At 40.2% G+C, this 11237-nt stretch carries 9 protein-coding genes and 1 pseudogene; 6 read left to right on the plus strand and 4 right to left on the minus strand.

The window, feature by feature from the left end; translation table 11 throughout:
* Positions 1-35 precede the first annotated feature (35 nt).
* The 3 genes from phnE to phnC are packed head-to-tail and all read right to left on the minus strand — an operon-like array spanning position 36 to position 2511.
* Positions 36-833, minus strand: coding sequence for a phosphonate ABC transporter, permease protein PhnE (gene phnE, locus ABLB96_RS18755; RefSeq protein ID WP_004757464.1), 798 nt, complete (start codon positions 831-833; stop codon positions 36-38).
* 18 nt (positions 834-851) lie between these two features.
* Positions 852-1712, minus strand: coding sequence for a phosphate/phosphite/phosphonate ABC transporter substrate-binding protein (phnD, locus tag ABLB96_RS18760; protein WP_009389226.1), 861 nt, complete (start codon positions 1710-1712; stop codon positions 852-854).
* 19 nt (positions 1713-1731) lie between these two features.
* Entirely contained in the window at positions 1732-2511 is a 780-nt protein-coding gene (gene phnC / locus ABLB96_RS18765; protein ID WP_009389228.1) for a phosphonate ABC transporter ATP-binding protein, read from the minus strand.
* A 617-nt stretch (positions 2512-3128) separates the two neighbouring features.
* Between phnC and ABLB96_RS18770 the strand changes: the two genes are divergently transcribed.
* The 6 genes and pseudogenes from ABLB96_RS18770 to ABLB96_RS18795 all read left to right on the plus strand — a co-directional run bounded on the left by ABLB96_RS18770 (position 3129) and on the right by ABLB96_RS18795 (position 7711).
* Positions 3129-3320, plus strand: coding sequence for a hypothetical protein (locus ABLB96_RS18770; RefSeq protein ID WP_079378066.1), 192 nt, complete (start codon positions 3129-3131; stop codon positions 3318-3320).
* A gap of 412 nt (positions 3321-3732) precedes the next feature.
* Positions 3733-4898 (plus strand): IS3-like element ISAba21 family transposase gene (locus ABLB96_RS18775; protein ID WP_085947548.1). Its coding sequence is split into 2 segments (ribosomal slippage): positions 3733-3991 and positions 3991-4898, totalling 1167 coding nucleotides; the frame shifts between segments, so codons are not numbered across the junction.
* A 33-nt stretch (positions 4899-4931) separates the two neighbouring features.
* A pseudogene (locus ABLB96_RS18780) lies at positions 4932-5441 on the plus strand (SOS response-associated peptidase); the annotation flags it as partial.
* A 110-nt stretch (positions 5442-5551) separates the two neighbouring features.
* A complete protein-coding gene (locus tag ABLB96_RS18785; RefSeq protein ID WP_000038641.1) occupies positions 5552-6178 on the plus strand; it encodes a LexA family transcriptional regulator in 627 nt (208 codons plus the stop codon).
* A gap of 14 nt (positions 6179-6192) precedes the next feature.
* Positions 6193-7488 carry a Y-family DNA polymerase gene (locus ABLB96_RS18790; RefSeq protein WP_001190352.1) on the plus strand — a complete coding sequence of 432 codons (1296 nt, stop codon included), beginning with the start codon at positions 6193-6195 and terminating at the stop codon, positions 7486-7488.
* Positions 7489-7492: 4 nt separating this feature from the next.
* The gene (locus ABLB96_RS18795) at positions 7493-7711 is read left to right on the plus strand and encodes a hypothetical protein (protein WP_000550047.1); all 219 of its coding nucleotides are present in this window, start codon (positions 7493-7495) and stop codon (positions 7709-7711) included.
* A gap of 325 nt (positions 7712-8036) precedes the next feature.
* Here ABLB96_RS18795 and ABLB96_RS18800 read toward each other — a convergent pair whose 3' ends face one another.
* On the minus strand, positions 8037-11237 hold the full coding sequence (locus ABLB96_RS18800; RefSeq protein WP_348898522.1) for a tyrosine-type recombinase/integrase: 3201 nt from the start codon (positions 11235-11237) through the stop codon (positions 8037-8039).

The raw sequence follows: 11237 nt of genomic DNA on the forward strand, positions 1-11237 counted from the left end.
CCTCATGTGTATACCGGATTTTTTATATGGGTTAGCTACTTGAACTTGCGACGCAAGAATGAACTGAATGTATCAACTAGCGTCACCATCCCAAGAATGACCAGCAATATCGCGGATACTTCTTGGTATTGCATAAGACGCAGCGATCCTATCAACTCGAAACCTATACCGCCGGCACCGACCATTCCCATCACCGTTGAGGCGCGAAAATTGTATTCCCACCGATAAATCGCGGTGTCGGCCATTTGCGGTAATACTTGCGGAAAAATGCCATGAAATATCACTTGTAGCGGGCTGCAACCTGCGGCCTGCGCAGCTTCAACTGGTGCTTGATCTGTATGCTCAATCGCTTCCGCAAAAAACTTAGCGATCATGCCGATTGAGTGCAGGCCTAATGCCAACACACCCGGCAGTGCACCAAAGCCGACAGCTGCCACGAAAACTATACCCATAATAAGCTCAGGAACAGATCTCAACACATTTAACAGAGCACGCGCAGCCTGATAGACCGCTGGATGTGGACTGGTATTGCGTGCAGCCAAAATACCCAAGGGCACGGACAAAAGCACAGCGATGGCGGTTCCAGCAATACTCATGGCTAAGGTATCGAGCACTGGCTTGACCCATGCTCTCCACTCACTAAAGTTGGGAGGGAACATCTCACCAATGAGACTAACAAGACTTGGCACGCCTTCGCCTAAACGCTCACCATCAAATAGACCAACGTAATACCAACATCCGACGACAATAGCTAAAATCAATATCACATACCTAACTACTCGATTCCAGCTTTGGCGCTGCTCTGACAATATGGCTTCGAAGTTCGTATTCATTGTAGAGACCTCAAAAAATTAGAACTTGGAAAAATCTAGCTTTAGCAAACTACCTAAATCACGCACGACATCGTAATCCTTATCTGTTACAGGCCCGAATCCTTCAGCCTTGAATGGTTTCAACACGTTCGGATCTTTCAAATCGAGGAAGGCAGCACGAATTTTTTCTTTAAGCTCTGGTTTTAAGTTAGAGCGCATAGCCCATGGGTACTGAGGAAACGGTTTTGACTCCGCTAAGACCTTCACTTTGTTTAGATCGATCAAGCCGCTCAGAACGAGCGATTTGAAAATGGGCTTGCTCAGACCACCGGCCTGCGCGTGTCCATTCTGAACTGCCATCGCCACTGCATCGTGAGCGCCTACGAAATGCTCCTTGTAATCCGTTCCGGCAAATAATCCTTTATCAGCAAGCATTGATTTGGGGATCAGGTGGCTGGATGTAGAGGCCTTGTCACCCCAGGCAACGGCTTTTTTCTTGATATCTGTGATGTTGTTGATGCCCGCCGCCTTATTCACAATTAGCACTGACTGATAAGTTGTTGTGCCTTTTTGTTGCATTGCTGCAAATGGTTCAATCTTACTTTTCTGTTTGGCCAATACATAAGACAAGGGCCCAAAATATGCAAGATCAATACGACCGAACCGCATTGCTTCAATCATTGATGAATAGTCAGTGGTAACAATAAGCTCAATCTTTTTGCCCAGAGCTTTTTCAAGATACATCTCTAGAGGCTTATTATTTTTAATGACGGTTGATGCATTTTCATCAGGCAAGAGAGCAACTTTTAATGTGCCGGGGTCAGGATTAGGTGCGGCATATGTGACACTACCTAAGAGGCTAAACAATATTAGAGCCAGTACAGCGAATAGCTTTTTCATGGTTATTTCTCCTCAGTTCTTAAGTTAAACAATGGTTATGAGTAATATTTGGAATGTTTGAATTCAATTGCGCTTTTTGTTCATAGAGTTCAGTTACATGCGTTTGTGTCAGAGCCGCTGGTATTGCATCGAACACAACCTTGCCATGAGCCAGACCGACGATTCGGTCAGCATAGCGTTTAGCGAGATCGACTTGATGTAGGCTGACTACAGCGGTTATGCCGTCTTCTTTGCATATCTGGTGTAAGAGCGCCAAGACTTTGTTGGCGGTTGCTGGATCAAGGCTTGCCACAGGCTCGTCTGCCAAAACAAGTGCCGGTCGCTGCGCTAATGCCCGAGCTATACCCACGCGTTGTTGCTGACCGCCACTTAACTCATCCACTCGTGAGAGTGCTTTGTGAAGTAGCCCAACGCGGTCAAGGCTGTGTAATCCAATAGATTGATCCTCCTTCGATAGAGGAAAAAGAGTACGAAGCGTCGAGTGATAACCTAGTCTACCCATTAGCACATTTTGCAAAACAGAAAGTCGACCAATTAATTGATGCTGCTGGAATATCATGCCAGTACGCCGACGATGCTCTTGCAATATTTTTTTGTCCAACAATGAACCTAACATTGTAATGTTTATATTGCCGTTAGTGGGTTTTTGCATCAGGTTAAGACAACGGAGCATTGTTGATTTGCCTGCACCAGAGGCACCGAGCAACACTGAAAACTGTCCCTGTTGAAACGTGAGTGAAGTTGGATGCAACGCAATCATTTGTCCGTACTGGACGGTAATATTTTGAAGTTGAATCATTGCTGCCAGACCCTCGTTGTTGTAATCAATCTTTATTTTTGATTACGAAATCAGATAATGAGGTGAGCATAACGACTCAATGTTACAGTTTTATTGCGAGCAATTAGCAATCGCACTCAAACGCTTGGCTATAAGACTTCCAATTGGTATGCAGTGAGGCGCCGGTAATTGGCGGAGCTAGCTGGGAGGGGTTTAGCAGGATTTTAAGGCACACCCTGGCGTCCGCTTCTGGCCGAACGCAGCTGGAAGGCTCAAAATAGGTCGAGACACATTAAAATTACGTCACTACTCATAAGTGGCGATTATGTAAAATCGTTTGCGTGGCTTTTAACCTACTACTAATCAATACAGAGAGTGCTGTGGATAAGTGTCTTTACGGATTCCTTTTACTACAGACTCGTTGAAGTTGTAGCAAAACTCGAAGTACAAATATTTTATTTTTGGTGATGCGCGGCTATTTGAAAAGTAGCGAAGTTGTTGCGCTTTAGTGAGCTGGAATTTGAATAGCAGCATGAAATATGTTTGTTATTTGGACCGCTTTAATGGGTAAAATTCGGCTGGGAGTTTCGCTACAGCCTCGTTAGGCATGGCCATGAAAATATTCCTAGATAGTAATATTGTTAGGCACTCTGCAACTACATATCGCACTATGGATATCTATTTTGGCGGGGGTAACGCATCATTGTCATATCGTCGAAACAGGCAATGAGTCTTGGCGCTTTAAAGAATCGAGTACCAAGGGAATTGCAACAAAGCGAACTAAACCACGACAAACCAAAATAGATCAGGAGGAGTTAGCCATCAATTAATTGAGTTTCACGACTGTAATATTTTAACAACTACGTGGGTCAATTTTAGATGCAAATAGTGGGTCAGTTTTTAGTGACATTTGACAATTGCAGCGTTAAAGTGAACGGATAGCGCGAAGAATGCGGCCATAAAAATAAGTGTGCCGAGCAGACTCATAAGGGCAGGGAGATGCTTTTTAATTTCGTTTTTGTAAATCGTTATTTTGATATGCAACATATGGATCAATCCTGATAAATTAGGCAATACCTGCATGTCAATGCAGATTCATTTTATACGCCAGCAACCCCTTGCTGGCGTTTTTTTTATGGGACTAACCATACCTGTTAATTCTGACAGGTAGTCTCCTGATGTGTGCTGAGAAAACAGGAGGTTTTAACTTGGTAAACTATAGACACTCATCAGGAGTTTACCATGAGCAAGAAACAGAAGACTTACACCGCAGAATTTAAAGTTGAAGCAATAAAATTGATTGAAGCCAATCAAGGCAATGTATCGGAAACAGCCAGACAACTTGGCATTTCAATGCAAACTCTTTCAAATTGGAATAATAAAGCAAAGACTGGCACCTTAGCAGGCACTAAACAATATTCACCTGATCTAAATGCCTTACTCGAAGAAAATAAAAAGCTCAAACAACAGCTCAAAACAGCTGAAATGGAACGTGAATTTCTAAAAAAGGCAGCAGCGTACTTTGCGAAAGAAAGTCAGTAAGGTACGCCTATATGAAACAGCAAAGATATTTATTCCCGATTAGCTTTATGGCTAGATTACTTCACGTTTCAGTGTCACGATTTTATGATTGGCTAAAACGAGGCATGAATAAAAGATTGGTTCAGCGAAATCAACAGACAATTTTGGTCAAAATAGCTCATGAGGAAACTAAACAAAGCTATGGCTATATTCGATTAACTAAGCATTTACAAGCGCAAGGTATCAAAATCAGTACGTATGCTGTACGTCAAATAAAAAAGCTCAACCAGCTGTATTGTAAGCGTCATAAGCGTTTCAAAAGAACTACGAAGAGTGATCATAATCGAGCGATCTACGCAAATTTACTAGAGCAACAGTTTTCAATGACTAAGCCCAATCTTGCATGGTCAAGCGATATTACATACATTTGGACTGCTGAAGGTTGGTTATACTTGGCAGCAGTAAAAGACCTGTACACGAAACAAGTGGTTGGCTATAGCTTAAATGAGCGTATGACCGCACAACTTGTTTGCAATGCACTGACTATGGCGATTCGTAATCAAAAACCAACGAAAGGCTTAATTATTCATTCGGACAGAGGCAGCCAATATTGCAGCCATGAATATCGAAAGATACTGGAAAAATGTGATTTTCAAGGTTCAATGAGCAAACGTGGGGACTGTTACGATAATGCACCGATTGAAAGTTTCTGGGGCATACTCAAGAATGAATTAGTGCATCATTGCAACTATAAAACCAGAGATGAAGCTAAAGCAGATATTACAGAATACATTGTGTTATTTTATAATCAGCGAAGAATTCAAAAGAGTTTGGATTTTAAAACGCCAAATCAAATAGCAGAGAACTTTTATCGGTTAGCTGCCTAGCATATCCCAAGTGAAAGTCTCCTGCTAATTCAGCACATATCAGAGCTTGATATTGCAAAGTTTGGATTACTACCGAGCTGGGCGAAAGAATTGAAGTTCAGCAGTCATACTTATAACGCCAGAACTGAGTCTGTAGCAGATAAGCCTAGCTTTCGACATGCTTGGAAGTACAGCAAGTTCTGCCTAGTCCCAGTACAAGAATTTTATGAGCCGAAATACATCAATGGCAAGCCACACTGGTACACCATCAAGCGTAAAGATGATCAGCCTTTTACTGTTGCAGGGATCTATGATGATGCAGTGATTAATGGCAATAAGGTACGTTCCTTTTCAATGTTGACCATCAATTCGGACCATCACCCTTTTATGAAACAATTCCATGCACCGAAGGATGAGAAGCGATCCATCATCGTTATTCCAGAACAGTACAGAAAAGACTGGCTAACAGCCGATCATGAACATGCGCATGAATATTTCTTTCAAATGCCCGATGAATTCGTCACATTTCCACGCGATGAGCAGAAACAAAACGTCTTATTCTGAGCATCCTTGTTTATCCACAACTTTTTAAATTTGAATTTTAAACGCTGTTAGTAATATCCTATTTAAACAAATTCTACTTCCAAACACGCCTCGTAGCGTAGGAGTATCTCATGTCTAAGAAGTTGCCTATTTACTTCTCTGACGACGCATGGTCATCTTTACAAGAGCTCATGGGTCCAGAGGGTAAACCAAGTCCTACCATCAACACCGTGCTTGAACAAATCGCTGTTCAAAATGAGCTTGTTGAAAAATTAGGGCTTACTGCTGTCCTACCCAAATCCAAAGTATCTATTCCCGTCTCTTTAGAGCGTATTCCTGCAGGTCCGGCCTTCAGCACCAAGGATGAGCAAGACAAAGCACTCGATCTGAATGAGTTCCTGATTCACAACCCTATTTCTACTTTTATTGCCTATGTAGACAGTGAATCCATGCTCGATGCTGGCCTAGAGATTAATGATCCAATCATTATTGATCGCAGTATTGAAGCCAAGCATTACGATATCGTGGTTGCCCTGATTGATGACAATGCCTCAACCATTAAGCGGCTGATGATCACCAATAAGATGTCCAAGTCTGAAATCAAAGAAATATTTGGAGATGAAGATTATCCGCTTCCAGAACTTTGGTTGAAGGCTGAAAATTCGAATTACAATCACATCATTCCTGATGATAGTCAGACCATATCAATCTGGGGTGTGGTGACTTTTAATTTAAAGCGTATTTATCACCGCTCATAAAAAGAAGAATAACCATGCAAAGTGAAAATGAAATATTCGCGTTAGTCGACGTGAATAATTGCTACGTCTCGTGTGAGCGTGTGTTTAATCCTGCCTTGAATGATCGCCCAACCATTGTGCTCAGCAACAATGACGGCTGTGCCGTGGCCAGAAGCCAGGAAGCGAAAGACTTAGGCATCAAGATGGGTGTTCCTGTATTCCAAATTAAAGAGCTGATCAAACAACATAACATTCAGGTGCTATCCAGTAATTTCTCCTTATATGGCGAAATGTCCAAGCGCTTTATGGAGCTGCTTGGGGACTATGTTGCACCAGGAGATCAAGAGGTCTATTCCATTGATGAATGCTTTCTGAAGCTCACAGCTTACGAGCATCTATTTGACCTGACTGTATATGCTCAAGACATGAGGGCTAAGGCTTGGCGTTGGTTAGGCCTACCCTGCTGTATTGGAATTGGTCGCTCTAAAACCGAAGCCAAGATTGCCAATCATCTCGCCAAGAAAAACAAGTTCTTCAATGGGGTCTGTAATCTGGCCCATATGGACCCATGCTCTACAGAAACGCTACTCGCGCAGGTTGATGTGTCTGAGGTTTGGGGCGTAGGCAGACAGAACTGTAAGAAGCTCAATACTATGGGTGTTCAATCTGTGCTGGATCTGATCAATGCCAATCCTAAAGAAATCAAAAAGCAGTTTAGTATCGTGATGGAAAAGACGGTGCTTGAGCTACAGGGCCTTTCTTGTATTGACCTTAGTGATGATACTGTAGCGAAGAAGCAAATCATCAGCAGCCGTTCATATGGCAACCCAGTGTATGAAATGGATGACATTAAAGCTTCGGTTCGGCTTTATGTGGCCAGAGCCGTGAAACGAATGCGGGAAGATGGCTCAATCTGCAAGATGATCGGCGTGTATATCCAAACCAGTCGCTTTGATAAGACAGAGCGCTACTCGCCTTACATCGTCGTTCAAATGCATGAGCATACGGATGATCTACTGCTCATCACCAAGGCCGCGATGAAAGGCATCGATCAGATATTTAAGAAAGGCTTTAAGTATAAAAAGGCGGGAATCGTGCTGCTCGAAATTACAGATCAATCCAAGTTTGTGCCCGATCTATTCACGGACTATTCACATAAGCAAGAGCGAGAAAGGCTTTCAGATGCCATCGAAGCCATCAGTGAACGGTTTGGGAAGAATCTCGTCACGCTAGGCATTGCCAACAATAAAGAAGCCACATGGCACATGAATCAAAACCTTAGATCACCTTCGTATTTAACCAAATGGTCTGACTTACCAAGAGTAGGATAAAAACATGCACTTATTTAAATTAACTGACGAACAACTCGCACAAATTCTTATCCCGAAACGATTTGTACCACCTACTCCACCTGAACATGAAGGCAAGAATATGGTCTATGTATTTGATAGTGAGGATAAGTTTGAACTGACTTATGATGAGCTGGTGGAAATCATTAGCAAAGCTAGAATGGCTGGTCCGAAGTTGATACCTGTCTTAGGCACCGTGAATTAAATTGTGCAGTGTTCGCACGCCACTTGAAACATAACTTGATTGGAAATGAATTTGGGCTGAGAAAAATTCAGTTCAAATTTAACCTGACGGGCACACTAAAAAATGGGTAATTGTCAGATCGAGTTTGGACTACAACACTTTAGCTCATCGATTTACCAAAGTGCTAATCTTTACACTATTGTCTAAAATCCAGTGACCAAATTGTGATGCTAAAGCTTTTAAATTCCCTTTATTATGAATCAAAGTTAGTATGATGCTTTTCATAAAGACAGTTTACTTATAACCAGAGAGATTTTTAAACAATTCCCCTTTTAGTTTGCTTAGGCTATTTCAACCAGAGTTCATCTTTTTGCATCATTTTTAACATTAAATTAAATATAACCAGCGGAGTAACATTTTTTTTGTTAGAGCCGACAACTCTTTGAAAACTAAATTTAACGGTTCGCTCAGGAGCATCCAAATTAACTGGGTAGTTTTGTTTTTCTAAATACAGATGATCTCCTAACATTGGCTCTATACCAGTAATAAAATTAACAATTTGTTGCTCATCACCTTTCATTCGGCATTGAAAATGTAGAAAATTCTTACGCAGTTTTCCAAATAATAATAATATTTTAAGCGCCTTAACCATGTTCTTTTCTTTCAGTGCATCTTGCTGCCTATCATCTTTATAATGAAAATCAAGGAGAGGAATTATTTCATCTGGACGAGTCAGTTTTTTAGCCTTTTCGTAAAGTTCATCAAACCAACTCTCTTCTAAATTCTTACTATAAACATAATTCGTTTTTAAATTAAATTTTTGGCGATCCATCCATTTAGTGCTCATCCATTGACATCGTTGCATCCATTCTTGAGCTTGGGTATCTTCGCTTAAACGACCTTCTCTAAAACTTATCAAACGTTGAAAAGGTGTCAGAGTACTCTTCTCTATACTAAACTTCTTTTCTTGTCGGCCAGCCATCGTAACTGGCTGTGTTTGCTGATAAGAATTAAACCATTTCTGCTGCTGAGTATAACGATTTAGGTTTATGTAGTCTGTACTTGACTTCACTGGACTAAAACACTGTTCTAATACTTTTTTTGAAATGATACACGGCGAATTATAAATTCGATCGACTGCTAATAAATCCAAAACATGAAGGTAATTTGAAGCCGTTTGCTCAATACTGCTATGCCCCATCCAAGAGGCGAGCACCTGCCATTTATGTTGAATAATCTCTTCTTGAGCACGTGCTTTCATACCAAACAATAAATCCCTCATCTTTTTTGCTTTTACCCAAGGACAATCTGTGTAGGTCTTGATCATTTCTTTTGAACCGAGCAAAGTTATTGCTAGATAGTTAGCAGCACTGTGGCGTAATGTATGAAAACTAAAGCCATGATGCATACCTAATATTTGACTAAACAAATCTACTGTAATTTTGCTGATACATTGATCAGTTAATACACGATGATTCACACTAAAAAGTAGATCATCCTGCTGATTAACCAAATATTGCTCATAACGATGTTGTATGTAATGTTGTACTACTAAAAACTCATGTTCTGACAATGCAATTTTCAATGGTATTTGACGATTCGCACTTCGCGTTTTCAGACGGCGATATGAATTGTCTTGGATATGAAGCGTGATATTATTAAAAACTGTATTTTCTTTTTCTTTATAAAGTAGCTCTGGGCAAATAATATCTTGTATTTTAAGACAACGAACTTCATTTAATCGAAGTCCAGTTCTATAACTTAGTAAATACATCAGCTTTAAACAACTCAGATGATCGACCCACTCTGATGCCGTTGGCTCTTGACTTAAATTTTCTAGTTTTTCCAATAATTTGCCAAATAGCAAAGGACTCACTAGCCGTGCATTGCAAATTTGTAAATGCTTAAAACTTGAATTCTGTAGCACCAATACCCCTGGAGCATCATAATTCTCTATACAGAATTGATGAAAATCTTTTAGGCGACCAAAACGGTATTCTGCGCTTTGGTGCATCTTACGAGAGGTTTTTCCTTTCACCGAATCTCGTTGAACTGCTTTTTCATCACGTTCACTGCTGTATTTCAATAGCTGCCGATATAAATCCTCATAGTCATCTATGGATTGTTGCTTTAAATCTAATTTATTGAGCCAAATCTCAAATATAAATTCTTTGCCAAACGATCCTAAGTAGCTTTCAATAGTTGATAATTGAAGCCCTCGTTTTTTTAAATGCATTAACCAGTGAATTAAGCGTAGTTGAGCATCAATTAAAGACTTTTCCTCTGTATTAGCATCAACTATCTTCTCCTCTAACACCCTTCTAGTTTCTTGCCAAAAACGTAGCGTGCGTTCTTCTTTATTCCTCTTTTTATCTAAACGCTCAACTTTTTGACCTTTACGTTTCTTTTGACCAAACAACATCAACTCATACGGAATCGTTTGTAATTTGCTTTGAACAGTCGGAACTTCAGGAAGTAACTGCTCTTGTTCAAAATGAATAGGGCGATTATCTGGTTCTGTGACTTGATTGTAATCATTATTCCACAGCAATCTAAATTCGGATGGCCTTAAAGCAACAGTATTAATCTCTTGCTGAAGCACATTACTCAAAAATATATCTATGCTGAGGTTTGGATTAAATTCGAGTACCATTTGCACATCATTAAATGCACGAAATCCACGGCGTTTAATTTGATATTGCAGATCCCCAAGACTTTTTTTCCTGCCTATCTTACTCAAGCTTTCTAAAATACAATCTTCAACTGAATGTTGCAGACAAAATTCTTTCTGAGTAGCTTTCAACTTTTTTAAATATTGCAAAATGAACTGCGCATATGGGTTAAAAAAAACATGTTTCCATTGGTACAACTTTCCCTGTTCTACATCGTTGCCATATTGAGAGTTTTCAACACGATAATGTAGTAACAATGGATTAGTGATTTTTTTGTAGTCCGAATGGTATAACCGAAAACAATTCAGATCTGTACCAAGCTCAATGGCCTCCTGCAATTGCTTCTGAATAGCAATCAAATGCTGTTCATCTGCACAGCCTGAAATATATATAAAACTTAAGCATAAATTTCCCCATAAGTACTTTGGTTCATTCCAATATTCAAATGAATCTTGCCAATACTGCCTTAATTCCTTAAGTACATGGATATGTAGATGCCCCTGTTCTAACCGTGACTCTGTACTCTCAATTTTTCTAGGCAGTACGATCCGTTTAGTATGTGGATTTAGCCTAATTCTGTATGATTTTTTATCTACATTCTGGTTGAATTGCCTTCTTCTTTTATTAAATTCATCTTCAGTAAATTGCATCAGTTTAGATTGTTCATCTCGGCTCAATTTTTGACTCAAACAATCAACACTATCTTTAATGTCATGCCATTTTTCGGCGATCTGCTGATCAAGTTTTTGCTGCATGTCTTGCGTCAATACTTCAGGTGAAGAAGGCTGTCTTTCTTGCGACTTTTTCACCAATTTCTGAATATCAACAAATAGATCGTCTAGTTGTGGTTTTATTAGTTCTTTGATTTTTTGCAT

This window comes from Acinetobacter sp. XH1741 (assembly GCF_041021895.1).
Lineage (GTDB): Bacteria > Pseudomonadota > Gammaproteobacteria > Pseudomonadales > Moraxellaceae > Acinetobacter.

Excerpts from the sequence above, each read along its gene's own strand:
- phnE (WP_004757464.1), bottom strand. The coding sequence starts at position 833 with ATGAATACGAACTTCGAAGCCATATTGTCAGAGCAGCGCCAAAGCTGG.
- phnD (WP_009389226.1), bottom strand. The coding sequence starts at position 1,712 with ATGAAAAAGCTATTCGCTGTACTGGCTCTAATATTGTTTAGCCTCTTA.
- phnC (WP_009389228.1), bottom strand. The coding sequence starts at position 2,511 with ATGATTCAACTTCAAAATATTACCGTCCAGTACGGACAAATGATTGCG.
- ABLB96_RS18785 (WP_000038641.1), top strand. The coding sequence starts at position 5,552 with ATGTCTAAGAAGTTGCCTATTTACTTCTCTGACGACGCATGGTCATCT.
- ABLB96_RS18790 (WP_001190352.1), top strand. The coding sequence starts at position 6,193 with ATGCAAAGTGAAAATGAAATATTCGCGTTAGTCGACGTGAATAATTGC.
- ABLB96_RS18795 (WP_000550047.1), top strand. The coding sequence starts at position 7,493 with ATGCACTTATTTAAATTAACTGACGAACAACTCGCACAAATTCTTATC.
- ABLB96_RS18800 (WP_348898522.1), bottom strand. The coding sequence starts at position 11,237 with ATGCAAAAAATCAAAGAACTAATAAAACCACAACTAGACGATCTATTT.